Source organism: Luteibacter flocculans (assembly GCF_023612255.1).
Taxonomy (GTDB): Bacteria; Pseudomonadota; Gammaproteobacteria; order Xanthomonadales; family Rhodanobacteraceae; genus Luteibacter; species Luteibacter flocculans.
The window spans coordinates 3,841,412-3,867,505 of sequence record NZ_CP063231.1 but is presented as its reverse complement, the minus strand read 5'-3'; the positions used below and the strand labels follow the sequence as shown (position 1 = coordinate 3,867,505).

At 66.6% G+C, this 26,094-nt stretch carries 18 protein-coding genes; 13 read left to right on the top strand and 5 right to left on the bottom strand.

Annotated elements, in window-relative coordinates; genetic code table 11:
* Positions 1-34 precede the first annotated feature (34 nt).
* From IM816_RS16845 to hrpB, 13 genes are all read left to right on the top strand, one after another.
* The gene (locus IM816_RS16845; protein ID WP_250338968.1) at positions 35-6,748 is read left to right on the top strand and encodes an ESPR-type extended signal peptide-containing protein; all 6,714 of its coding nucleotides are present in this window, start codon (positions 35-37) and stop codon (positions 6,746-6,748) included.
* Between the two features lie 207 nt (positions 6,749-6,955).
* Positions 6,956-8,671, top strand: coding sequence for a type II secretion system ATPase GspE (gene gspE, locus IM816_RS16840; protein WP_250340790.1), 1,716 nt, complete (start codon positions 6,956-6,958; stop codon positions 8,669-8,671).
* 10 nt (positions 8,672-8,681) lie between these two features.
* Positions 8,682-9,899 (top strand): type II secretion system inner membrane protein GspF, encoded by a 1,218-nt coding sequence (gene gspF / locus IM816_RS16835; RefSeq protein ID WP_072323885.1) that lies wholly within the window; start codon positions 8,682-8,684, stop codon positions 9,897-9,899.
* A gap of 25 nt (positions 9,900-9,924) precedes the next feature.
* Entirely contained in the window at positions 9,925-10,350 is a 426-nt protein-coding gene (gene gspG, locus IM816_RS16830) for a type II secretion system major pseudopilin GspG (protein WP_072323884.1), read from the top strand.
* 25 nt (positions 10,351-10,375) lie between these two features.
* Positions 10,376-10,816 (top strand): GspH/FimT family pseudopilin, encoded by a 441-nt coding sequence (locus tag IM816_RS16825; RefSeq protein ID WP_250338967.1) that lies wholly within the window; start codon positions 10,376-10,378, stop codon positions 10,814-10,816.
* Positions 10,813-11,232 (top strand): prepilin-type N-terminal cleavage/methylation domain-containing protein, encoded by a 420-nt coding sequence (locus IM816_RS16820; RefSeq protein WP_250338966.1) that lies wholly within the window; start codon positions 10,813-10,815, stop codon positions 11,230-11,232. Before IM816_RS16825 ends, IM816_RS16820 begins: the two co-directional genes overlap by 4 nt.
* Complete coding sequence (locus tag IM816_RS16815; RefSeq protein ID WP_250338965.1) at positions 11,229-11,897, top strand: prepilin-type N-terminal cleavage/methylation domain-containing protein; 669 nt, start codon at positions 11,229-11,231, stop codon at positions 11,895-11,897. Before IM816_RS16820 ends, IM816_RS16815 begins: the two co-directional genes overlap by 4 nt.
* On the top strand, positions 11,894-12,748 hold the full coding sequence (locus IM816_RS16810; protein ID WP_250338964.1) for a type II secretion system minor pseudopilin: 855 nt from the start codon (positions 11,894-11,896) through the stop codon (positions 12,746-12,748). Before IM816_RS16815 ends, IM816_RS16810 begins: the two co-directional genes overlap by 4 nt.
* Entirely contained in the window at positions 12,745-13,953 is a 1,209-nt protein-coding gene (locus IM816_RS16805) for a type II secretion system protein GspL (RefSeq protein WP_250338963.1), read from the top strand. The genes IM816_RS16810 and IM816_RS16805 overlap by 4 nt, the downstream gene beginning before the upstream one ends.
* The gene (gene gspM, locus IM816_RS16800) at positions 13,940-14,536 is read left to right on the top strand and encodes a type II secretion system protein GspM (RefSeq protein WP_072323878.1); all 597 of its coding nucleotides are present in this window, start codon (positions 13,940-13,942) and stop codon (positions 14,534-14,536) included. Before IM816_RS16805 ends, gspM begins: the two co-directional genes overlap by 14 nt.
* Positions 14,533-15,291, top strand: a complete 759-nt coding sequence (locus IM816_RS16795) for a general secretion pathway protein GspN (RefSeq protein ID WP_250338962.1) — start codon at positions 14,533-14,535, stop codon at positions 15,289-15,291. The genes gspM and IM816_RS16795 overlap by 4 nt, the downstream gene beginning before the upstream one ends.
* Positions 15,292-15,329: 38 nt before the next feature.
* Positions 15,330-17,531 (top strand): type II secretion system secretin GspD, encoded by a 2,202-nt coding sequence (gene gspD, locus IM816_RS16790; protein ID WP_250338961.1) that lies wholly within the window; start codon positions 15,330-15,332, stop codon positions 17,529-17,531.
* A 66-nt stretch (positions 17,532-17,597) separates the two neighbouring features.
* A complete protein-coding gene (gene hrpB / locus IM816_RS16785; RefSeq protein WP_250338960.1) occupies positions 17,598-20,108 on the top strand; it encodes an ATP-dependent helicase HrpB in 2,511 nt (836 codons plus the stop codon).
* A gap of 80 nt (positions 20,109-20,188) precedes the next feature.
* Here hrpB and dbpA read toward each other — a convergent pair whose 3' ends face one another.
* From dbpA to IM816_RS16760, 5 genes are all read right to left on the bottom strand, one after another.
* Complete coding sequence (dbpA, locus tag IM816_RS16780) at positions 20,189-21,565, bottom strand: ATP-dependent RNA helicase DbpA (RefSeq protein WP_250338959.1); 1,377 nt, start codon at positions 21,563-21,565, stop codon at positions 20,189-20,191.
* Between the two features lie 86 nt (positions 21,566-21,651).
* Positions 21,652-22,713, bottom strand: coding sequence for a hypothetical protein (locus tag IM816_RS16775; protein ID WP_250338958.1), 1,062 nt, complete (start codon positions 22,711-22,713; stop codon positions 21,652-21,654).
* Between the two features lie 3 nt (positions 22,714-22,716).
* Complete coding sequence (locus IM816_RS16770) at positions 22,717-23,670, bottom strand: hypothetical protein (protein ID WP_250338957.1); 954 nt, start codon at positions 23,668-23,670, stop codon at positions 22,717-22,719.
* 203 nt (positions 23,671-23,873) lie between these two features.
* Positions 23,874-24,806, bottom strand: a complete 933-nt coding sequence (locus IM816_RS16765; RefSeq protein WP_250338956.1) for a deaminase domain-containing protein — start codon at positions 24,804-24,806, stop codon at positions 23,874-23,876.
* Positions 24,803-25,927 (bottom strand): hypothetical protein, encoded by a 1,125-nt coding sequence (locus IM816_RS16760; RefSeq protein ID WP_250338955.1) that lies wholly within the window; start codon positions 25,925-25,927, stop codon positions 24,803-24,805. The genes IM816_RS16765 and IM816_RS16760 overlap by 4 nt, the downstream gene beginning before the upstream one ends.
* Positions 25,928-26,094: the final 167 nt, after the last annotated feature.

Sequence of the window (26,094 nt, the reverse complement as noted above, 5' to 3'; positions counted from 1 at the left end):
CGCTCACATGCGGACATCTGGGAGGAAGGTTGACGTGAACACCATCTACAGCAAGGTCTGGAACACATCCCTCGGCATTCTGGTCGTGGCCTCGGAACTGGCCAGGGCCAAGGGTAAGGGCGGGACCTCCCGACGTCTGCGCGCCAGCATGGCTGCGCTTCCGCTGGCCGCCGGCATGGCGCTGGCGCTGGGCAGCGCACCTGCGCACGCCGGCAACGTCTGCGGCGGCTATCTCCTCGGCATTCAGGGCAAGGCGCCGGTCGCCAAGGGTGACGACGCCTTCGCCTGCGGCACGGCGAGCAAGGCCGCTGGCGACTACAGCACGGCAGTGGGCACGGCAGCGATCAGCAGCGGTAACTACAGCATTGCGCTCGGTCAGGACGCGCAGGCCAGCGGCGCGTGGTCGACTGCGCTTGGGCAGGCATCGCGCGCCAGCGGCATCGGCAGCATCGCGCTCGGCGAGTCTGCCGTTGCGAGCGGCTCCGCCAGCTCGGCTTTCGGTACGGACTCTCGAGCCACGGCAAAGAACTCCGTTGCGCTAGGCGACGGTTCGATTGCCGATCGCGCCAACACGGTATCGATCGGCAAGGTCAACGAGGATCGCCAACTCGTGCACGTCGCGGACGGCACGCAGGACACGGATGCAGTCAACAAGCGACAGCTCGATAAGGTGTCGTCGTCGGTCACGGGCGTGTCGAAGCGCGTGGATACGCTGTCCACCCGCGTCGATGGCGTATCGACACAGGTCAACCAGCTCGCTGACGACGTCAGCGATGCCACGCATTACTACAAGGCGAACGGCGCGGGCGACGGCAGCGACAACGCGCAAGCGAACGGCGCGTATGCCACGGCATCCGGCTCCGGCGCCTATGCCGGTGCGACAGGTGCCAGCGCGTTCGGATCGGGCGCGGTAGCGACGCAGCAGTTTGCGACCTCGACCGGTTACGGTGCAGTCGCGTCGGGCCAGAACAGCGCAGCGTACGGATCGGGCGCGCAGGCCACGGCCAACGGCACGACGGCGATCGGCGGCCAGGCATTGGACGCGGACGGCAAGCCGTTGATCACGTACACGGCCACGGGTGAAGCGGTCGGTCCGGCGACGGCGTCGGGTCTTGCGGCGACGGCGGTGGGTGCGAGTGCGCAGGCGGAAGGTCAGTACGCCACGGCGCTGGGCACGGCAGCATTTGCACAAGGCGAGCAATCGACGGCGTCAGGCTTCCTGGCGCAGGCCTCCGGAGCCGGTGCGGTAGCGAACGGTTCGCAGGCGTTCGCCGATGGCGATCTGTCGGTGGCAACGGGCTACGGCTCGGCGGCGTACAGCAGCGGCGCGGTGGCGGTGGGCGGCGGTGCGAGTGCGTCGGGCGCCGGCAGTGTCGCGATCGGCAACTACGCGGAGACTGGCTTCGGGCTGTTCGGTATCGAGAGCGCCAACGCGGTCGCGATCGGTGCGAACAGCTGGGCGCTGGGCAATAACGGCACGGCCCTCGGTGCGAATGCGTGGGCGATCGGCGAGAACTCGGTCGCGCTGGGTGCGAACTCTTACACCGACCGCGACAACACGGTGTCGGTTGGCGACGTCGGCAGCGAGCGGCAGATCACCAACGTGGCGGCCGGTACGGAAGCGACCGACGCGGTGAACAAGGGCCAGCTCGATGCCTCGGTGAGCGATGCGACGCGTTACTTCAAGGCGACCGGTGCCGGCGACGGCAGCGACGATGCGCAGGCGAGCGGGCAATACGCCACGGCGTCGGGCTCGGGAGCGTACGCCGGTGCGGACGGTGCGAGTGCATATGGCAGCGGTGCAGTTGCTACGGGCACGAATGCGACGGCGACCGGTTACGGCAGCGTCGCGACGGGACAGAACAGCGCAGCGTACGGCTCGGGTGCGCAGGCCAACGGTCCGGGCAGCGTTGCGGTCGGCGGCGTGGCCGTGAATGAAGACGGCGATCCGCTCATCACCAACCAGGGTGTGCCGGTGGACACCGCCGCCACGACGGCGGCCGTCGGTGGCACGGCGGTGGGCGCGAGTGCGCAAGCCAACGGCTTCGCGTCGTCGGCCTTCGGTGTCGGTGCCTACGCCAGCGGTGCGCAGGCCACGGCGGTCGGTGCGGTCGCCAATGCGATTGGCGATTATTCCACGGCCGTCGGTACACAGAGTGCCGCCACCGGCGTGAGCAGCGTCGCGGTCGGCGAGACGTCGCAGGCCACGGGCGAAGAAAGCGTGGCGATCGGTGGTTCGGCGTACGGCGGTTTCATTCCCACGATCGCCAGCGGCATCGGTGCATCGGCCTTCGGCAATGGCGCCTGGGGCACAGCGGACTACACAACGTCCATAGGCTGGTCGAGCACGGCGGACCATCTCAATGCGACGGCCGTCGGCGCGGTAGCCGGTGCGCTCGATGTCGATGCCGTCGCGGTCGGCTATCGCAGCGCGGCGATCGGTGGGCAGAGCACGACGGTCGGAACCAACTCGTTCGTCTGGGGCCAGAGCGCCTCCGCGTATGGCGCGAACGCATCTATATCGGGCGATAACAGCACGGGCCTCGGCGGTGCCTCGACGATTGATGGCGCCAACAGCACGGCGGTCGGTGCGAACAGCACCGTGACGGGCGCGGGATCGACGGCAACCGGCGAAAGCAGTGCAGTCACGGGTGACGAATCCACCGCGAACGGTCACGGCGCGATCGCCACCGGCACTGGTGCGTCGACGTTCGGTGCCGGCAGCCTTGCCAGCGGCGACTACACGACGGCAGCAGGCCAGGGCGCTTATGCGGGCGCAACGGGAGCGAGCGCATTCGGATCGGGCGCGGTGGCGACGCAGCAGTTCGCGACCTCGACCGGCTACGGTGCAGTCGCGTCGGGCCAGAACAGTGCAGCGTACGGATCGGGCGCGCAGGCCACGGCCAACGGCACGACGGCGATCGGCAGCCAGGCATTGGACGCGGACGGCAAGCCGTTGATCACGTACACGGCCACGGGTGAAGCGGTCGGTCCGGCCACGGCCTCGGGTCTGGCGGCGACGGCGGTGGGTGCGAGTGCGCAGGCGGAAGGTCAGTACGCCACGGCGCTGGGCACGGCAGCATTTGCACAAGGCGAGCAATCGACAGCCTCGGGTTTCCTCGCGCAGGCCTCCGGAGCCGGTGCGGTAGCGAACGGTTCGCAGGCGTTCGCCGATGGCGATCTGTCGGTGGCAACGGGCTACGGCTCGGCGGCGTACAGCAGCGGCGCGGTGGCGGTGGGCGGCGGTGCGAGTGCGTCGGGCGCCGGCAGTGTCGCGATCGGCAACTACGCGGAGACTGGCTTCGGGCTGTTCGGTATCGAGAGCGCCAACGCGGTCGCGATCGGTGCGAACAGCTGGGCGCTGGGCAATAACGGCACGGCACTGGGCGCGAATGCGTGGGCGATCGGCGAGAACTCGGTCGCGCTGGGTGCGGGTTCGTACACCGACCGCGACAACACGGTGTCGGTCGGCGACGTCGGCAGCGAGCGGCAGATCACCAACGTGGCGGCGGGTACGGAAGCCACCGATGCGGTGAACAAGGGTCAGCTCGATGCCTCGGTGAGCGATGCGACGCGTTACTTCAAGGCGACCGGTGCCGGCGACGGCAGCGACGATGCGCAGGCGAGCGGGCAATACGCCACGGCGTCGGGCTCGGGAGCGTATGCCGGTGCGGACGGTGCGAGTGCATATGGCAGCGGTGCAGTTGCTACGGGTGCGAATGCGACGGCCACCGGTTACGGCAGTGTCGCGACGGGACAGAACAGCGCGGCCTACGGTGCGGGTGCGCAGGCCAATGGTCCGGGCAGCGTTGCGGTCGGCGGCGTGGCCGTGAATGAAGACGGCGATCCGCTCATCACGAACGGCGGTGTGCCGGTCGACACGGCGGCTACGAGTGCCGGGCTCGGCGGTACCGCGGTGGGTGCGAGTGCACAGTCCGGAGGCTTTGCTTCCTCGGCCTTCGGCGTCGGTGCCTATGCCAGCGGTGCGCAAGCGACGGCGGTCGGTGCGGTCGCGAATGCGATTGGCGATCTCTCCACCGCGGTCGGCACGCAGAGCGCCGCGACCGGCGCAAGCAGTGTCGCGGTCGGTGAAAGCGCACAGGCGCTGGGCGACGAAAGCGTAGCGGTGGGCGGCAGCACGTTCTTCGGTCTGGTGCCGGCCCAAGCGACGGGCTATGCCTCGTCGGCGTTCGGTACGGGTGCCTGGGCGACCGCCGATTACGCAACCGCGCTCGGCTGGAACGCCTGGGCGGATGGCGTCAGCAGCACAGCCGTGGGTGAATCGGCGATTGCCGGGGGAGCGAACTCCGTCGCCCTGGGCGCCGGTTCGTACGCCGAGCGGGCGAATACCGTCTCGGTTGGCGATGTCGGCAGCGAGCGGCAGATCACCAACGTGGCCGCCGGTACGGAAGCCACCGATGCGGTGAACAAGAGCCAGCTCGACGCGGTGGCCGGCGGCGTAAGCGATGCCAGCCATTACTTCAAGGCAAACGGACTGGCGGATGGCAGCGACGATGCCGTCGCCGCGGGCGATTTCGCCACAGCGGCGGGTTCGGGCGCGTTCGCGGGTGCGCCGGGTGCCAGCGCATTCGGCAGTGGCGCGGTGGCCACCGGACAGCAGGCCACGGCGACCGGCTACGGTGCCGTCGCAGGTGGGCAGAACAGCGCGGCCTACGGTGCAGGTGCGCAGGCCTCGGGCGCGGGCAGCGTCGCCGTCGGCGGCAATGCTGTGGATGCCGATGGCAATCCGCTGATCTCCGATGGTTCCGGCAATCCGGTCGATACCGGCGCCACCAGCGCGGGCGTCGGTGGAACCGCGGTCGGCGCGAGCGCACAGTCGGGCGGCTTTGCAGCCACCTCGGTCGGTGTGGGCGCCTATGCCAGTGGCGCGCAGTCCACCGCACTCGGTGCCGTCGCCAACGCTACCGGCGATTACTCGACCGCCGTGGGTACCTCCACCACCGCCTCGGGCGCCGGTTCGGTCGCTGTGGGCGGTCCGAGCAACATCGCAGGCGTCGGTCTCGTCTATACGGGAGCGACGGGTGATAGCGCGGCGGCCTTCGGTGCGGGCGCGCAGGCCACCGCCGACTACGCCACGGCACTCGGTGCCATCGCGGGTGCGGAGGGCGTCGGCAGCACGGCGCTGGGTTACTTCTCCTATGCACCCGGCGCCAACGCCACGGCGCTCGGCATCAATAGCTGGGCATCCGGTGCGAGCAGCGTCGCCGTCGGCGATTTCTCCACGGCCCGCGGTGCGGCCAGCGTCGCCATCGGCAACAACGCGATCGCTACCGGCGTCAACAGCGTGGCCCTCGGTGCCAACGCCAATGCGGATCGCGACGGCACCTTCTCGGTGGGTGCCCGCGGCAGCGAGCGGCAGATCACCAACGTGGCTGCGGGTGAGCAGGGTACCGATGCCGCCAACGTCGATCAGCTCACGCAGTTGTCCGACAGCGTGAGCAGCGCGCGTCACTACGTGTCGGCTACCGGCGCGGGCGACGGCTCCGATGACGCGAGTGCCACCGGGTCGATGGCACTGGCCACCGGCGCCGGCAGCAGCGCCACGGGCGACCTCGCCACCGCCAACGGTGCCTTCGCCACGGCGAGCAAGGAGTCCAGCACGGCGATCGGCGCGTTCGCGACTGCGGGTGCGGCCGGCGCCACCGCCATCGGCGACAGCGCGCGGGCGCTGGCAGCGAACTCGGTGGCCTTGGGCAACGGCTCGCTCGCGACCCGGGCGAACACCGTGTCGGTGGGCAGCGCGGGCAATAACCGCCAGATCACCAACGTGGCCGCCGGTACCCAGACGACCGACGCGGTAAACCTCGGGCAGTTGAACAGCGCACTGTCGGGCGCCTTCGCCGGATCCTCGTCCACGGCGGGCAATGCCGTCGCGATGGCGCTGGGCGGCGGTGCGTCGATGGGGGCGACGGGCTTCGTCGGACCGGTCTACCGTGTCCAGGGCAGCTCGTACGGGACGGTCGGTGACGCGGTCGGTGCGTTGGACGGCGCGCTCTCTTCGCTCGATTCCCGCGTGGGCAAGCTGGAGTCGAACGGGTCGGGTGGCTCGACCTCGGGTGGCGGTACGGTGGTGCGTCGCAATAGCGTCGCCGCACCGTCCATCGCTGCAACGACCCCGTCCGTGGCCGCGGAGTCCGTGACCACGCAGGCGGCCGTGCCGCAGGAGATGGCCGCCGCGATGGCAGCCCCTGCCGCGGCACCGGCAGCCGTAGGGGCTCCGGTGGCGGCGGCGCTGCCGATCTCCGCGGCGGCGATCGACGGCGGCGGTGCGCCGATCACGAACGTCGCCGCGGGCACGGCGCCCACGGACGCGGCCAACGTCGGCCAGGTGGACCAGGCACTGACCACGGCCAAGTCGTACGCGGATCAGGGCGACGCGGCCACGCTCAGCAGCGCCAAGGCCTATACCGACCAGAAGTTTGGGGATGTGGTCAGCGGTGGGGCCTTCGACGAGTACAAGCGCACGGTCGATCGTCGGTTCAGCAACCTCAACGACCGCCTGAACAAGGTGGGCGCGATGGGCGCGGCCATGTCGCAGATGGCGTTCAGCACCCAGGGGGTCAGCGGGGACAACCGGCTTGGCGTGGGTGTCGGCGGGTACAAGGGGCAGGGAGCCCTGTCGGTCGGCTACTCGCGCAGCATCTCTTCCAACGCCAGTCTCACCTTCGGTGCGGCGATCAGCGGCGGTGAGAGTTCGGGCGGTGTGGGTGTAGGCGTCGGCTGGTAAGCGCGGGGGCCTCGCCCTACAAGTCGTTTGCAAGTCGTTGAAAGCCGGCGGAGACGCCGGCTTTCGCTTGTTGCGCCACATCGCGAAATGCACGCGCCGCGGTCGCCTGGGACGCACGGTATGTGCTACCAATAGCGGCCCGTACGGTCAGGAACGGCCGGACGGAACGACGCATTCAACGGACCGTGTGGAGATGGCATGTCTGCGATGACCGAGCACAGGGACATGCTTGCCGGGGAACCCGGAGAGGCACAGGTCTGCGCGCATCTTGTCGCGCACGGCCGACTCAAGGACACCGACCTCGCGCGGGCCCGCCGCCTGCATGACGAGACCCCCGAAGGCACCTTGACCGCGCTGATGGCGCGCCTTGGCCTCGTGTCCGAACGTGACCTGGCCGACGCCTGGGCCGACCTCCTCGGCCTGCCGCTGCTGGCCGCGAAGGACGCTCCCGAATTGCCGCCGGCCGACGTCGAACTGTCGCCGCGCTTCCTCAAGCAGTACCACGTGGTACCGGTTCGCGAGGGCGATGACGGCCTCGCGCTGCTGGTGGCCGATCCGGCCGATCCCTACCCGTTGCAGGCTGTGCGTCTGGCGACCGGGCGCGAGGTTCAGCTTCGCGTGGGGCTGCGTTCGGAGATCGACGATCTGATCGAGCGTTATTACGGCCAGGGCCGGTCCGCCATGGGCAGCATTGTGGAAAGCCTGGACGGTAACGCCGCGGTCGAAGACGACGTGGAACACCTGCGCGACCTCGCCTCCGAGGCGCCCGTCATCCGCCTGGTCAATCTCATTCTTCAACGTGCGGTGGAACAGCGCGCGTCGGACGTGCACATCGAACCGTTCGAGAACCGCCTCAAGGTTCGCTACCGCATCGATGGCGTGCTGCACGAGGTGGAAGCCCCGCCTTCCAGTTCCACGGCCGCGGTGATCTCGCGCGTAAAGATCATGGCCCGCCTCAACATCGCCGAGCGCCGCCTGCCGCAGGACGGCCGCATCCAGTTGCGCGTTCAGGGCAAGGAGCTGGATCTACGTGTGTCCACGGTGCCTACCAGCTTCGGCGAGTCGGTGGTGATGCGTATCCTGGATCGCGAATCGGTGGTGTTCGATTTCGAATCGCTGGGCTTCACCGATCACTTCCGCGACCGCTTCGTCGACGTGCTGGACCGGCCGCACGGCATCCTGCTGGTCACGGGCCCGACCGGCTCGGGCAAGACCACCACGCTGTATACGGCGCTGTCGCAGATCAACACGCCGGACGTGAAGATCATCACCGTCGAAGACCCGGTCGAATACCAGATCGAGGGCATCAACCAGATTCAGGTCAAGCCGCAGATCGGCCTCGACTTTGCCGGCGCGCTGCGCTCCATCGTTCGCCAGGATCCGGACGTGATCATGATCGGCGAAATGCGCGATCTGGAAACGTGCCGCATCGCCATCCAGTCGGCGCTCACCGGCCACCTGGTGCTCTCCACGCTGCATACGAACAGCGCGTCGGGCGGCATCACGCGCCTGCTCGACATGGGCGTGGAAGACTACCTGCTGGGTTCCACGGTGAACGGGATCCTCGCCCAGCGTCTCGTGCGCCGCCTCGATCCTGAGACCGCGGTGCCCTACGAGGCGCTGCCCGAGGTGATCGAGCAGTTCGAGCTGCACAAGTACACCGACGAACGCCCCATCCGGTTGTGGAAGCCCGGCAGCAGCGCTGCGAATCCCACCGGCTATCGCGGCCGTCGCGCCATCATGGAATTTCTGGTCATGAGCGATCCCTTGCGTCGTCTGGTGATGCAGCGTGCGGATGCCGGCGAGATCGAGCGGCAGGCACGCGCCGAGGGCATGCGCACGATGTACGAAGATGGCCTGGCGAAGGCGGTGGCGGGTGTTACCACCATCGAGGAAGTCCTGCGCGTCACACAGGAATCGTAGGTTCCCACTCATGAGCCAGTTCCGCTACCGAGCCATCAGCGCCGCCGGTGAGGCCCTTTCCGGGCGGATGGAGGCGTCTTCCGTCGAAGACGTCGTCGCACGTCTGCAGGATCAGGGACACACGCCCATCGAAGCGGCACCCGCGGATGGCGAAGCCAGCGGTGGCGGCATCGCAGCGCTGTTCCGCAAAGGCCCCTTCACCGGCGACCAGCTCGCGCAGTTCACCCATCAGCTCGCCACGCTGCTTGGCGCAGGGCAACCGCTCGACCGTGCGCTGGGCATCCTGCTCGATCTGCCCGAGGGCGAGCGTGCGAAGAATATGGTGGAGCGCATCCGCGACCGCGTGCGCGGCGGCACCACGCTTTCCACCGCACTGGACGAAGAAAACGGCGTCTTTCCGCGGCTCTACGTGAGTCTGGTTCGCGCAGGCGAAGCCGGTGGCTCGCTGGACGAAACGCTGCGCCGCCTCGCCGATTACCTCGAACGCGCACAGGCGCTGCGCGGCAGCATCATCAATGCGTTGATCTATCCCGCCTTCCTCATGGTGGGCGTGCTGGGTTCGCTGGTGCTGCTGCTCGCTTACGTGGTGCCTCAGTTCGTGCCGATCTTCGCCGACATGCAGGTGCCCATCCCGTTCATCACCACGGTGGTGCTTGCCCTGGGTACGGCGATCGGCGACTGGTGGTGGGCCATGGCCGCCGTGCTGGCGGTAGCGGTGGTTCTCGTGCGCGTGCGCCTGCGTGATCCGGACCATCGTCTCGCCTTCCACGCGCGTCTCCTTACCATGCGCGTGTCGGGCCCTCTCCTGCTCAAGGTGGAGACTGCACGCATCGCGCGCACGCTCGGCACCCTGCTGAAGAACGGCGTGCCGTTGCTCTCCTCGCTGGCGATCGCTCGGCAGGTCACCGGCAATCGCGCGCTAGATCTCGCGCTCGAACAGGCGGCCGAGCGCGTGAAGGGCGGCACAGGCCTCGGCTCAGCGCTGAGCCAGACCGAGCGCTTCCCGCGGCTTGCTCTGCAGATGATCCAGGTCGGCGAGGAAGCCGGCGCGCTGGACACCATGCTGCTCAAGGTGGCCGATACCTTCGATGTCGAAGCCAAGCGCTCCATCGACCGGTTGCTCGCCGCGCTCGTTCCCACGCTCACCATTGTGATGACCGTCATGGTCGCTTTCATCATGGCGGCGATTCTTTTGCCGCTGCTCAGCCTCACCAGCAACATCAACTGATCAAACCGTTCCAAGGAGCTTCCCCATGCGCGCGAACCGTTCCCTCCGCCACAGTCATGCCCGCGGCTTCACCCTGCTGGAAATGCTCGCCGTGATCGTGCTGATCGGCATCATCGGCGCCATCGTGGTCACCCAGGTCGGCAAGAACGTCGACAAGGGCAAGTACGGCGCCGGCAAGGCCCAGCTCACGACGCTGAGCCAGAAGATCGAGAACTACGCGCTGGACAACGGCACGCCGCCGCACGCGCTGGAAGACCTCACCACCAAGCCGGCCGACGCGAGCAACTGGCAGGGCCCGTACGCGAAGGAATCGGATCTCAAGGATCCGTGGGGTCATCCGTTCGGCTACCGCTACCCGGGCGAGCACGGCAGCTTCGACCTCGTGTTCTATGGTCAGGATGGCAAGGCCGGCGGTGACGGCTACTCGGCCGACGTAGGCAACTGGCAGTAAGCCAGGCATCGACGGATTCACGGCCATGCGCGCGCGCGGATTCACGCTGTTCGAGATGCTGGCCGTGATCCTTCTGATCGGGATCGCCGCTGCGGCTGTCTCGATACCGGTGACCCAGGGACTCGCCAGCGCGCGCGTCAACGCCGCCAGTGGCGAACTCGCCGCCGCGCTGCGTTGGACGCGCGCGCAGGCGATCGTTCGCGGCCAGGATCTGGCGCTCGAAGTCGATACCGCTGCGGCGACGTACAAGGCACCTGGAAAGGACGAGGTGCGGCTACCAAAGGACATGCGTGTGTCGATCACCAGTGCGCGCGAAGATCAGGCCAACGCCACGACGGGACGCATTCGCTTCTTTCCCGACGGCAGCTCGACCGGCGGGCGGATCACGTTGAAGCGCGGCCAGCGCGAATGGCACGTCAACGTCGGCTGGCTCACGGGTGCCGTCAGCGTGGTCGATACGCGATGAAGCATGCCGTTCGACAACGCGGTTTCAGCCTGCTCGAAGTCATCGCCGCCATTGCCGTGCTGGCGATCGCGTTCGCCGCGCTCATGCAGGTGGCAGGCAGTTCGCTGAGCCTCACCGCGCGCGCCAACGAGCGCACTCAGGCCGCCTTGCGCGCTCGCTCGCTGCTCGATGGTGCGTTCGTGATGGAGCCCGTGCGCGAAGGCGGCAGTGAAGGGCGCTTCGACGATACCTATCGCTGGCGCATGGTCGTGAGCCGCTTTCAGCCGGCCGACGAAAAGCCGGCTGTCGGCGGCGGTTCGCCGACGGGCATGTACCGGATCGACCTCGACGTGATCTGGGGCGCCGACGGCAGCGAGCGGCATGCACGGTTTTCCACGCTGCGCCTGGCGGGCTCGGGCGGAGGCAACGGACCATGAGGCGTGCGGCAGGTTTCAGCCTCATGGAAGTGCTCGCGGCGCTCGCGCTGCTGACGATCGTGCTGCTGGGTGTGTACTCCGGCATCAGCACGGCCACGCGCATCGTACGCAGCGGCAATCAGGCTATCGAGCGGATGGACGAGATCCGCTCCGCGCAGAATTTTCTCCGCGCCGAACTCGCGCAGGCGCTCATCATTCCCTTCGGCCAGAACGACGACGGCGACCCCATCGTCTTCGGTGGCACCGAGAAGACGCTTCGTTTCGTGGCCCCCATGCCCGGTTATTTGTCGAAGCTGGGTCCGCAATTGCAGACCGTGTCCCTCGTGGACGACGACCACGGCGCCTATCGGCTGGAAGTCAGCCTGGCGCTGCTGCCGCCGGACGGCACAGACCCGCAGCCGATCGGCGAACCCGAGGTCCTCATGCGCGGTATCCGCAAGGGCGCGTTCGCCTACCGCGGCGTGGACGAGCAGAATCGGCCGGGCGACTGGCAGGACACGTGGGACGACGGACGGCGAACGCCCTCGCTCGTCCGCCTCACGCTGGATGTCGACGGCAACGTGGCGTTTCCAACGCTGGTGGCGCCGCTGCGTATCGATCCTTCGGCGTCACGCAATGGTTTCTCCACATTCGGTCGCGTGCCGCGCGGGCAGGTGATGCGATGAGTGGGCGTCGCGAGCGGGGCGTCGCGCTCCTGATCGTGCTGTGGGGCTGCACGTTGCTGGCGATCATGCTTGGCGGCTTCGCCGCGCTGGCGCGGACCGAGGGCTTGCAGGCCCGCTACCAGTTCGCGCAGACGCGTGCGCATTACGCGGCGGAAGCCGGCGTGATGCGCGCGATCGAAGGCCTGCAGAGTACCGACGTCGCGTCCCGCTGGATTGCGGACGGCAGGCCCTACCTCTTCGCCTTCGACGATGCGCAGGTCACCATCACCATCGTCGACGAAGACGGCAAGGTCGATCTCAATGCCGCCTCCGGCGATGTGCTCGCCGGCCTGTTCAAGGCGGCGGGCGCGACCGACGACAAGGCCAAGGCACTCTCTGCGGCCGTTCAGGACTGGCGCCGACCGGGCGACGCGGCATCGCCCAATGGTGCGAAGAAGCCGCAATACGAGGCCGCGGGCTTGCCGTATGGCCCACGCAATGGTCCTTTCGCCACGGTCGAGGAAGCGCGCATGGTGCTTGGGATGACATCCTCCCTTTGGGCTGCCGTAGCGCCGGCACTGACCATCTGGTCCGGTCGCGAGCGGCCCAACACCGAACACGCACAGCCGCTCGCGCTCGCTGCCATTCCCGGCCTGGGCCAGGCCGGAGCCGATGCGATTCTCGCGAGCCGCGGCCAGGCCAACGGTGCGGCGATCGCGGGTGGCAACGGTGTCACGCACACGATACGAGCGGAGGCGATCCTTGACGACGGAACCCGGAGTTCCCTTACATCGACCGTCCGACTCCGTGGGATAAGATCCGGAAATCAGCCCTACGCGGTATTGCGTTGGCGCGAAGGAGACGTTGAATGACGACATTGCAGGACGCCTCGCAGCTTCAGCTCGACCGCCTGCGTCGGGCGTGGCGTGGCAGCCCGCTGCCCGGGTTCCTGCGCTGGTGGAGCGCTGAACTCTCGACGTTCGTGCCCGTGCGCTGGCGCTTGGCCTTCGCCGGTGGCGAGCGTTGGTATGCGGTCGAGCGGCTGACCGATCGCTGGCAGTTGCGGCGTGCGGGTGAGGCGTCACCTGTCGTCGAAGCCGCACATACCGATGCCGTGGAACATCGCTCGGGCGTCATGGCGCACGCGCTTGCGGAAGCCGATCCCGCGGACCGTCGCATCGCGCTCGTGCTTCCAGCGGCGCAGGTGCTTCGCCGCCGCCTGGTCCTTCCGGTGGCCGCGCGCGACAACCTCCGCCAGGTGGTCGGCTTCGACCTTGACCGCCAGACCCCGTTCCGTGCGGAGGACATTCACTATGGTGTGCGCGAACTGGACGAGCCTGCGCCCGAAGGTCGCTTCGTGGCCGAGCTGGCGGCAACGCCGCGTTCGACGTTGGACCCGCTGCTGGACGAACTCGCCGCGTTAGGCGTCCAGCCCGATCGGGTGGACGTGGCCGATGGTCATGCGCTGGCCGGGCTCGATCTGCTGCCTCCTGCACGTGCACCGCGCCGCGTCGATCGCCGCCGACGTCTCAACGCCGCGCTTGCCGTCGTCATTGTGCTGCTCGTGTTCGCCGCGATGGCCACGTGGCTGCACAATCGCAGCGCGGCACTGGAAGACATGCGTGCCAGCGTCGAATCCCTGCGTGCGGACGCACAGCGCGTCTCGGCGCTACGTCAGCGCTTGACGGAGAGCGCCGGCGCGTCCGGTTTCCTCGCGCGCAAGAAGGCTGAATCGCCGTCGGTGTTGCCGGTGCTGGAAGAACTGACCCGGCGCCTGCCCGACGACACCTGGCTCGAACGCTTCACGCTCAACGGCAGCGGCCAGCTCGGGTTTCAGGGGCAGAGCCCGCAGGCGGCTCGCCTCATCGACGCATTGAAAGGTGCGAAGACCATCGGCGATCCGAGCTTCCAGGGCACGATCCAGACCGATCCCACCTCGGGCAAGGAACGCTTCTACATGCAGGCGAAGGCATCGGTGCCGAAGCCGGAGAGCGTCAAGCCGGAGCCGTCCAAGCCGGACAACGCCATGAAGGCGGAGCCCAAGCAGGAGAGCCCTCGTGCGAATGAAACCCGCTGAATCCCGCCTCGCCGCTGTTCTGCTGCTGGTGGTGGCGTTCGTCATCGGCTACTTCGCGTTGATTCACTGGTGGTTCGTGGCGCCGCAGCTGGCGATCGCCGACGAGATGGCCGATCTGCGCGATACACAGCGACGCTTCGCTGCGGCCATTGCCGAACGTCCGCAACTCGAAAAGCGCCTCGCATCGCTCGAGCAAGGCCAGACACGCAGTGACGCCTTTCTGCCCGGCGACGACACCAACGCGGCAGCGGCGGGCCTCATGCAGCGCATCGTCGATGTGGCCGCCGCGCATCACGACGGCGGCGCATGCGACGTCGTGCAGAAGATGCCGGTGCCGAGCCAGGAGAAGGCGGGCGAGCCGTATCGCAAGGTCACCGTCAACATCAGCCTGCGCTGCCAGATGGAACCGATGACGGCTGTGCTGCACGACATCGAGGAAGCGACGCCGTATCTCTTCATCGAGGATTTCAGCATCTATCGGAATCCGGTCGCCGCGCGCGCCGGTACGTCCGCTCCGATGGAAGTGCAGTTCACCGTATCCGGTTACATCCACGCGCCGCGCGCAACGAAGGTGGCCTCGTGAACGCCGCAGGACAACGTCGCCTCACACCGATCCTCGCGGTCGGAGCCGCGCTGCTTGCCGCGCTCGTGGTCTCCCTGCTGCTCGGCGTCGGTCGCGGCGTGCATTGGGATGCCCCGGGCACGCCGGAGCCTTTGCCAGCCGTGCGACCGGTGCAGTTGCCGCCAACGTCGCCCTTGGCTCGCTTTGCCGAAGTGTGGGGCCGCCCGCTGTTCATGACCGATCGCAAACCCGCGGCAGTGGCAGATGCCGGCGACGCATCGGGCAACATCGGCGACCTCGAACTCACCGGCATCATCGTCACGCCGGGCCTGCGCATGGCCTTGCTGCGCGACCGGAGCAAAGACACCACAGTGCGAGTGAAGGAGGGTGCCTCACTCGCCGACAGCCATTGGGTACTGGCATCGCTTTCGGCACGCAGCGCGTTCTTCGAGAACGGTGGCGAACGCCGCGAGCTCACCTTGAAGGTTGCTGCGCCGGATGCCCCCACGAAGGGTCAGCAGCCTGGCATGCCGCCGGCCTCGCCCGCGGCACCGCCGCGCATGCAGCCTGGCGGCATGACCATTCAGCGGCAGGGCGGAAGCGGCATGACGGGCCCGGCCCTGCCGAGCCCCGCGCCCGCCGCCACGCGCCAGGCCCCGCCCCGGCAGGACGACGACGCATTGCAACGTGCACGTATTGAGGCGCTGAAGCAGGCCGTGCAAAAGCGCCGCATGGAACAGCAGCAGCGACAACAGCAGGCATTGGATTCGCAGTAGCGGGCGCTATCGCGCCCCCAGGGAAGGAGGTAGGACACATGAAACGCGGAATGCTCGGCATGGCCGTCGCCACGGCCATGTTGACGGTGGCTTGCGCCCCGAATAAGGCAAAGCCCGATCCCGGCGCGTTGGAGCGCGAAGCGCTCGTCGGTGTCGAAAGATCGGCCCCCGGTTCCCTCCCGCTCGCGGGAGATGCGCCCAAAGTGGACTTCGACGCCAAGCGCGACACCGGCCCAGGCGAAGACGTCTACCGCGGCAGCGGACGCTTCATTCGCCCCCGCATGGTCGACACACCCCGGCCCGAAGCGAAGGGCGAGGGCTCGGTGACGCTCAACTTCGAAAACCAGCCCATCGAGGCGGTCGTGAAGGCCGTCCTTGGCGACCTGCTCGATGTCAACTATTCGGTGGCGCCCGGCGTCGCGGGATCGATCTCGTTTTCCACGGCGAAGCCGGTGCGACGCGATGAGGCGCTGCCTATTCTGGAAACCCTGCTTTCGTGGACAGGAAACGCGCTCATCCGCGACCAGGGACGCTACAGCATCCTGCCCGCCAGCCGCGCGGTGGCGGGTCATCTGGCGCCGAAGCTCAAAGCGGCGCGGCCGGCCGCGGGTATGGGGGCGCGGTTGTTCCCGCTTCAGCACGTCGCGGCACCGACGATGGCCAAGCTGCTCGAACCGTTCGTCACGCCGGGTGCGATTCTCCTGACGGATCCGGCGCGCAATCTCCTTGTCGTGGCGGGCACGCGAGACGAGCTCGAAAACTACCAGGAGACCGTGGACACCTTCGACGTCGACTGGGTGAGTGGCATGTCCGTCGGTGTATTCAGCCTGAAGAACGCCACGGTGGGCGAGCTTCTGCCTGCGCTGGAATCGATGTTCGGCGAGAAAAGCGGTACCCCCATGGCCGGGATGTTTCGTTTCATTCCGATCCAACGGACGAATGCCATCGTGGTGATCGCAAAGCGCGCGGAACATCTCGATCAGGTGGGGGACTGGGTGGCGCGCATCGACCGCGGCGGTGGCAACGAGCCGCGCCTGTTCGTCTATGAGGTGCGTCACCTCCTCGCTTCGGACGTCGCGAGATACGTCGGAAACGTGTTTGGTGGCTCCGTCGCAGGTGATACGGCACCGCGTTTGGCCCCTGGGCTCACGCCGGCGTCGCTCGGCAGCGACCTCGGCAACGGCGGCGATACGAACGAACTGTCGGGAGGCGGCGATTTGCCAGAAGAGTCGTCCGACTTCTTCCAGGCACCGACCAGCACGCCATCGTCGTCCAGCGGCGGCCAGGGGCAGGGCGACCTCCGCATCACCGCGATCGATGCGAACAACCAGCTCATGGTGCGCGCGCGGCCCTCGCAGTGGGCGGAGATTCGCGATGCCATCGAACGTCTCGACGCGGTGCCTCTCCAGGTCCAGATCGAGACCCGAATCCTCGAAGTGGCATTGCGCGATTCCTTCCGCTTCGGCGTGCAGTGGTACCTGGAGGGCCTGGCCGGCGGTGGTGGCGAGGTGGCGCAGCCAGGGAACAAGCAGCAATGGGCGTTGGGCTCGGCGCCGGCCATCTCTACGCGGCCCGACACCTTCTTCTACTCGTTCATCAACAAGGAAGTGCAAGTCGCGCTCCGTGCCATGGAACGCGACACCAACACCAAGATCCTCTCCGCGCCGTCGCTGGTCGTCGTCAACAATCGCAAGGCGCGTATCCAGGTGGGCGATCAGATCCCGGTGACGCAGACTTATGTGAACACGGCGCTTGGCGGAAATGGCTCGGTGGGGCAGGTGGAGTACAAGGACACCGGCGTCATTCTCGACGTGCGACCGCGGGTCAATCCGGGTGGTCTGGTCTACCTCGATGTCTCGCAGGAGGTGAGTCGTCCCGATACGGCGGCGGCGGGACAGAATCTGCCGATCGTCAAACGCAAGTTGACCACGCAGGTCGCCGTGCAGAGCGGGCAGACCGTGCTCTTGGGTGGATTGATTCGCGAACTCGACACGCAGGAACAGAATGGGGTGCCCGGGTTGTCGCGCATCCCGCTGCTGGGAGCGCTGTTCCGGGACCGCACGGACCAGCGTTCGCGCACCGAACTGCTCGTGCTCATCACGCCGAAGGTCATCACCAATGGCGAGGACGCCAAGCGCGTGTCCGACGACTACCGACGTGCATTCCGCTCGTTGCGACCGTTCGAGCCTGGGGCGGAAGGCGCGAAGTCCGCGAACGAGGAGATTGTGGCCGGAGGTTAGGACAACAGCCTTGCCGGTCCGCGTTCGACGGGCGTCCCTGCGCAGCGTTGCGTAACATAGCCGCGCATGGACCCCGTCTTTCCCATTTCATCGTTGCTGCCCGAGATTGTGGCGTCGTTGGCCGACCGCCCGCGCCTCGTTCTGGAAGCGCCGCCAGGCGCCGGCAAGACCACCCAGGTGCCACTCGCGCTGCTGCATGCGCCTTGGCTGGCAGGCATGCGCATCGTCATGCTGGAACCGCGCCGTATCGCGGCGCGTGCCGCCGCTTCGTTCATGGCGCGGCAGCTTGGCGAGGAGGTCGGCGAGACCGTCGGCTATCGCATCCGCTTCGAGTCGCGGGTGGGGCCGCGCACGCGTATCGAGGTGGTGACGGAAGGCATCCTCGGGCGAATGATCCAGGATGACCCGACGCTCGAAGGCGTGGGCGCGATCCTTTTCGACGAATTCCACGAGCGGCATCTGGCGGGCGATCTCGGTGCGGCGCTGGCGCTCGACGTACAGGCCAGCCTCCGGCCCGACCTTCGCCTGCTGGTCATGTCGGCCACGCTCGATGGCGAGCGCATCGCGCAATGGCTGGACGCGCCGCGCCTCAGCAGCCCTGGTCGCAGCTACCCCGTTCGCTTGGAATACCCACCCGCTCGCGCGCAGGAAACGACCGAACAGCACATGGCGCGCACCGTGGTACAGGCGTTGCGTGAAACCGATGGCGACGTGCTCGCGTTTCTCCCTGGACGCCGCGAGATCGAACGACTGCGCAGCATGCTCGAACGCGTGGCGGACGACGTGGAAGTGGTTGCGTTGCACGGCGAATTGAGCCTCGCCGAACAGCAGCTGGCGCTCACACCTGCGGATGCGGGAGTACGCCGCGTCGTACTCGCCACCAATGTCGCCGAGTCGAGCGTGACCTTGCCGGGCATTCGCGCCGTGATCGACAGCGGGCTCGCGCGCGAACCGCGCTTCGATCCGAACACCGGCTTTGCCCGATTGGATACGGTGACCATTTCCCAGGCGTCGGCCGACCAGCGTGCCGGACGTGCGGGGCGCGTGGCGGAAGGCGTCGCGTATCGGCTCTGGCCGCAGAGTCGCCGCCTGGAGCCTTCGCGCACGGCGGAAATCGAGCACAGCGAACTGTCGGGACTTGCGCTCGAACTCGCGGGCTGGGGCAGCGACGATCTGCCGTGGCTCGATCGTCCCCCCGCCGGTGCGATGGGCCAGGCCCGTGAGTTGTTACGTCGACTGGGGGCGCTCGACGAGACCGACGCCATCACAGCATTGGGCCGCGACATGCTGGCGCTGGGCGCCACGCCGCGTCTGGCGGCGGCGGCCCTGCGTGCGCCGACGACGCACCGCGCGTTGGTGGCCGATCTCCTCGCCTTGGTCGAGGCGCGCTCACCGCTGCGCGGCGAGCAAGGACGGACCGATGACTTTCGTCAACGCGTCGCCGCGCTGCATCTTTGGCGCGATGGCGGGGCGCGTGCCGCCCGTGCGGGTTCGGCCGACGTCGGGGCGCTGGCTGCGATCGAGAAAGCCTCGGCGGGCTGGCGACGCCGCCTAGGCATACGCACGGCGGCTAGCGGCGTACCGGATAGCCACGCCATCGGCGATCTGCTCGTGCACGCCTTTCCGGATCGCGTGGCCCGTCGTGACGAAGCCCAAGCGACGCGCTATCAACTCGCCAACGGACGAGGCGCGCGCTTGCATGAGAACAGCGCACTGCATGGCGAGCCCTGGCTCGTGGTGCTCGATCTTCGCCTGGAGGCGCGCGACAGCCTGGTGTTTGCCGCGGCCCCGTTCGACCCCGCCGTGCTCGAACGCGACCACCGAGAGCGCTTCGTGGTCAGCCGCGTCTTGCGTTGGGACGAAGAGCGACAGATCGCGGAAGGCTTCGAGGAGCGCCGCTTCGACGCGCTGCTGATGTCCCGGCGACCCGTCCAGCTCACGAATGAGGATGCGACGGCCGCCCTGCTCGCGGCGATCCGCGCGCGGGGACTGTCATCGCTGCCGTGGACCGAGCAGGCCCTGCGCTTGCGTGGTCGCATCGACGCGCTGCGCACCTGGCGTCCCGAACTGGGCTTGCCGGATGTTGGCGACGAAGCGTTGCTGCGCGATCTGGAGCGCTGGTTGGCGCCGCATCTGAGTGGCAAGCGCCGCCTCGATGCGTTGCAGGCGGCCGAGCTGTCACAGGCGCTCGCATCGATGCTCGACTATGAGCAGCGACGTGCGCTGGACGCACATGCACCCGATGAGTTGAAGGTACCCAGCGGTATGACCCGGCGCCTCGACTACGGCACGCGCGTCGACGATCCCGGTGCGCCTCCGGTGCTTGCGGTCAAGCTGCAGGAATTGTTCGGCCTTGCCGACACGCCGCGCGTCGCTGACGGGCGGGTGCCGGTCATGTTGCACCTGCTGTCGCCCGCCGGAAGACCCATTCAGGTCACGCAGGATCTCGCGGGGTTCTGGGACCGCACGTATCCGGAGGTCAAGAAAGAGCTGAAGGGCCGCTACCCTCGGCACCCGTGGCCCGACGACCCATGGACCGCAGCGGCGACGCATCGCGCGAAGCCGCGGGGTACCTGAGGCAGAAGACGCCGTAAGTTCGGCGATGGCAACGCGCGGCGCGTCGGTTCTACAGCCCGCGCCGTCACGCGGTCGCGCAATCAGCCCAGTGGACGTACACGGAAATTGCGGCCCTTGATCCTTCCGGCGCGCAAACGCTCCAGTGCCTTGTTGGCGAGATCGCGACGGATGGCGACGTAGGCACGCGTTGCGTAGACGTCGATCTTGCCGATGTCCTTGCCGTCGAGCCCCGCATCACCGGTCAATGCGCCCAGGATGTCGCCGGGGCGCATCTTGTCCTTTCGACCGCCGTCGATCACCAGGGTCTTCATCGGAGCAAGGTTCAACACCTTGCGGCCGTCGCCCGCCGGCTTGGCCGGGTAACGCGCCAGAGGCGCTCCAAGGCGTTCCTCGATCGCGCGCAGCTTGTTGAGGTCGCGCGAACCGGCGAGCACGATGGCAAGACCCGTGGCCCCTGCACGACCGGTACGGCCGACGCGATGGGTATGGGTGTCCGCGTCATGGGCCACGTCGTAGCTCACCACCAGCGGGAGATCGGCGATGTCCAGACCGCGCGCCGCAACGTCGGTCGCCACGAGCACGGTGCAGCTGCGGTTGGCGAAACGCACCAGGACCTCGTCGCGATCGCGTTGGTCGAGATCGCCATGCAGGGCCAGCGCGGAAAAACCGCGTCGGTCCAGCTCTGCGGCCACGCTTTCGGTGTCCTTGCGCATGTTGCAGAACACCAGCGCCGCCTCGGGCTTCTCATGCGTAAGGATGCGTGCGAGCACGTCGGCCTTGACTGTGGGTTCCGCCTCCACGACGCGCTGCTCGATACTGCTTTCGTCGTGGGTTTGCTCGACCGTGATGGTTACGGGGTTCTGCTGCATGCGCCCACTGACGGCACGGATCGCATCGGGGTAAGTGGCAGAGAAAAGCAGCGTCTGGTGGTGCTTGGAAATGCGCTTGACGATGTCGTCCATGGCTTCTTCGAAGCCCATGTCGAGCATGCGGTCCGCCTCATCCAGCACCAGCACCTTGATGCCGCCGCCGTGCAGGCTGCCGCGTTTCAGGTGCTCCTGAATACGCCCCGGCGTCCCGACCACGATATGCGGATCGTGCTCGAGCGACGCGAGCTGCGGTCCCAGCGGCATGCCGCCGCACAGCGTCAGCAGCTTCACATTCGGTATGTTCACGGCCAGCCGGCGAATGGCCTTGCTCACCTGGTCCGCCAGTTCGCGGGTCGGGCAGAGCACCAGCGCCTGCAGGCGGACTTCCGCAACGTCGATGCGCTGGAGCAACCCGAGTCCGAAGGCTGCGGTCTTGCCGCTGCCGGTGCGCGCCTGGGCAATGACGTCGCGCCCTTCGAGAATGGGTGGCAACGCCTCGCGCTGGATCGAGGTCATCGAGGCATAGCCGATGCCCTCGACGGCGGCGAGGAGGGCAGGGGAGAGGGACAGTTGCTGGAAGTCGGTCATGCGACATGATCGCACGAGCCGCGCATGTCAACGTGGGCCGGGCGAATCCCCTGCCCACGGGCCCGACAGAGCCCCACGGTCACGCCTCAACACTGGGGTGGCGCCGCATCCTCGGCATCGGGATTGCTTGGGCGTAGACGATCCTCAGGCGACTCGGAAAGCCGTTGCATGGGAACTGGCCCCAGTTGGAAGGATCGTCGGTGCCACAGCATGCCCTTGAACGATCGTCCCATGGCACGCGGACTGAGATTCTGCCGGACCTGTGCGGCTCGTGCCGCGTCGAGAAGATCGTGAGCGAGGAGTGGGCGGCCGGATGCGGCATCGAGCAGTCGCTGCCCCGTCATACGTGCTTTTCCCGCATCGAGCAGCGATTTCTGTGTGTTGTACGGTACGGTCCTGTACATCTGCGTGGCACGCACCTCGACGTCATAGGTACGAGCCATGTCGCGCATGGCGTCCTCGCACGACGGGCAGATAAGACCACCTACTTTGCCGTCGATGCGACCACCTGCCGGGACGACGCGGTTCTTGATGTCGTGCTCGATCTGTCGCAGTGCCTTCAACTCGGCGTCGAGGCTGCGGTCTTTTCCGGACAGGAATCGCGGGCGGAGCACGGAGTCCTCCATGGAGAGGATGCGTGCGCGCGTTTCGACTTCGTCGAAGGCGGTAAAGAACTGACTGTCCTCGGCGTCGATAGCCAGACGATCGATCGTCGTTTCAGGCAGCGACACCGCGGCCAACTCATCTTCGTTCCATTCCATGTCTGGCGTCGATGGCGTGCCTGGGCGCGTGGGCCCCTCAAAAATGCTGCGACCAATGGCTCCAAGCGGCTCGCCGTCCATCGCGTGGTATATGCGGACGAGCTGCTGGCTACCCACCGTATAGTGATATTCGAAGCGCGCCAGGCGCGTATTCGTCATCGCGGTTTCCAGGTCTTCCCAGCGGATCGCCCTGTACTCGTCCTGATAGCGGACGTTGACCAGACGGCGCATGGCATCTACGTAGTACTGGCTGGTTTGCTCTAGCAGGGCGGCAACATTGCCTTCGTCGATGTCCATGTCCTCGATGACGACGTCACCCGCGGCGGCTGGACGAGCCAGTCCGAGGACGACGAGGAACGACAAGGTGGTGAGAGCGCTTCTGGGCACGGTCTACTCCGGTATGCGGCAGGTGAGAAGGTCGGCACGTTCTGCGGCGACCTCGGCCTCGTCGACGCCGATGGCGTCGGCCGCGAGCAGATCGTCAGCGACGGCTGCTTCCATGACTTCGAGAATGTTTGCCATTTCGAAAAGGGGCATCACCATGGCGATGAGGCTGGCGAGAAGCTGCGACGACCGAGCATGTCTTCGATCGGGGCGTAGTCGCGCTTCGTTGCGCACCTCTTGCAGATACCACCGATGTACCGCGCGATCGGTGGCCGCGACCAGGCAGAGATCGCGGTAATCACCCGGCTGTCCACTGCCAGCGACCTGCTTGTCGGGCAAGGCGTCCGGCGTACAGGGCGCACCCATGAAATACCCGTCCGCGTCCCGGTACGCTGCCGCGACACGCGCGATGCGGAACGCCACTGGAAGTTCCCGCAGTCCGGTCGACGCCTTTCCGCCGACACGCCAATGAATGAGGCGGTGCTGAACCAGAGTGGACAGGTAGCGCAGATCGTGTTCCGGCACCTGGCCCAGGTGGTAAGCCTGCATCACCCGCTGGAAGGTGGCTGCGTCGATGCCGAGGGCCGCATGACGCCTGGCGGGCACCTCGGCCATCTGCCGACGCAGCATCTGCATGGCCACGGCGTAGTACGCAGCCTTGGTGGAGTGCCGATACCCGGTCAATGTCAGCATGTGCCAGAAAATGTCCGGATCGACGTCCGCTTTTCGCGCACTTGCCGCTACGAAACGATCACGAAAGCCCTCACCACTTCCCACGGCGACATCGATGTCCGGGCGTGCCTTGGTGAGGCCAAGATCCCAGCGCATGACGTCCAGCGCCTGCTGATCGGTAATCGGCGGGCCGGGTAGCGAGCTGACGGCAGTCGCCCATGCCACGTCGTTCATGAAGAACGGCGCAGGTTGAAGCTCGCTGTAGGGCGATGAGGGGTCTAGCAGCATCGCTCGAATCAGGGATGCATGGGTTTGTTTCTCTGTCGTCGAGACACCGCGCCGGGCCGCGCGTTCTCGTTGCAGCGCCTGGAACACGTCTACGTCGATCACCGACGTGGCATCGGCACTTCGCAAGCAAGCGAGGGCCGAGCTCACTAGCCAACCCAGCGCTCCGAGGCGCCGGGTCGTGCGCCGAGGCAACAGCGTTTGCATCATTCGCATCCCGCGGGAAGCCCGATCTTTTCGGTCACCGCCGCTTCTTCGAGCATCTTGGTCGTTTCCTCGCCCCATGCTCGCTCAGTGGGGGCGGTGACTTTGCCCACGGCCATTTCTTTCTTGATGATTTCTTTTCGTACCTGGAAATGCTTCCTGGCGTCCAAGTTGAGTGCTGAGGGAGACCTGCTTCCCGTTGCCGAATCGAGGTAGTTAACCTCGACTTCTACGTTGTAGGTGTCAGAGAAGTTCCGCATCACCTCCGTGCAGGAATCGCATGGCGGCTGGCTCACCAAGACCTTGAGGCGGCCTCCTCTCGGCACGAGCTTCTTATCGATCTCGCTTTCAAGCTGACGAACGACCTTCAGTTCCGCATCGCGGCCACGGAGGTGATCGGTTGCGCGGAACTTTGAGTCTTTGGGATTGAGATTGCGGACCCTTGCGTTCGACGAACTGCCTATGCGCCTCGTATCGGCGTATTCGTCTGGGTAATACACGGTCTCTTCAATATCTGCGCCAACGTCGGCTTTAGTCTCCCCTTCACTTCCCGAGGTGCTACCGGTCTTGAGCTGTCGCTCGCTCGCCCGGACCATGCCGCCGATAGACCTGCCGCTCCTTGCATGATAAGTACGCGTATGAGGATGGCCATTACTGACATAGGTGTACTCGACATTGGCGACGGTCATTTTTCTCGACCATTCACTTAGCTTTTCCATCACTTTGGCGTCGTTCGTCACTGCTTTATTGCGACTCAGATAGTTGCGGATCGCGTCGAAGTGGATCTTCCATTCGGCATCCAGCTTGCCAACATGGTTGCCCCCAACGTGAATCTGTTTGGGTCTGTTTCCCCCGGCGGCGAGACCAATGCTCGACCCAAGAAGAAACGCCAGGGCGGCAAGGAGTGCGCCAAAGCGCTTCCATGTCGTGTTCATCGGCTCACCCCACAGGTCAGGGACGCGCGTGACGTCGCGAAGGAAGCTTCTTCCTCAGTCAGTACCCCTTCGCCTGCGAGCTCCGATGCCGCCACGGCCTCCTCGGCTTCCGCAGCCAGGGGCAAATCGAAGAGGGTCAGAACGAAGAACATCAGTTCCCCGAAGCCAGCGTGGGATGTGGCGTGGGGTGGGTGCACAATGGCTTCAGAGTGCAACCGGCGCTTGTACCAGAGTTTTACTGCGCGATCCGTGGCGGCGATGAAGCACAGTGGGTCATCTTCATCAATCGATTCGTAGGCATCCGTTCGGGCATCGTTGCCCGAACAATGGCCGCCCGTCGTAAAGTAGCCGTTCGCATCGGCATACGCCGCTGCCGTGCGGGAAACACGGTAGATGGTCGGTAGCATCACCGCCGTGCCTCCGCGATCGTATGAAGGCGTCGTGCGCAGTGCGTAGTTCAACAGGTCAAAGAGATAGCGCGCGTCGTACTCGCTGATTTCGGGCCAACCGTCATACGTCAGGTAGCGCTCCAGTACCGCTGGCTCGATATCCAGTACCCCGTAGGTCGACGGATCGTTGCGCTTGATCTGATCACGCAGGATCTGGAGAGCTACGGCATCGCCCGCGGCACGCCCGTAGTGCGCTCCGTTTCTTTCGCGTGCTCTCCAGAAGATATCGGCGTCGACCTCGGCCTTCATGGCGTTGGCAGCGGCTTCGCGCCCGTGGTACGCCGCTGTTTGCGCGGGTCCAACGTCGATGTCGATACCGGGGCGCGCTTTTGTGAAACCCCATTGCCGCTGCAATGCGTGTATCACCATGGGCTCCGCATCGGTGAAGCGCGAGGCGAGGCTGCCGATGAACTCCGGCCACCATATCTCGTTTGCCAATCCGGGTTCGGCGAACAACTCACTGTAGGGTGAGGATGGATGGGCCAGGAAGGAGGCAAGAAGCTCCTTATGCGTTCTGCTGAATGCTGCAGACGCGCCCTGCGTACGCACGCGGAACTGCATGAGTTCCTTTTGTGCGTTGAAGGTGTTTGGTATGGGCGCCTGCCCAGTGTTCGCCGAAGCGGCGGCCGAGAAAAGGCAGGCTGTGAGCGCCAGTCGCACATATGACTTCATGTCGGGAGTAGTCCTTGAGGGAGCAGCACCGGAACGACCATGACCCGCGCGGTACGCGCGGTGGGGAAATCATGGGATGTCCAGCTGCGTACAGCCACGGCGAGCCTGTGGCTAGAGCGCGGACGAATTAGACGACATCGGGGTCGGGGAGAATGCCGGAAGCCCAC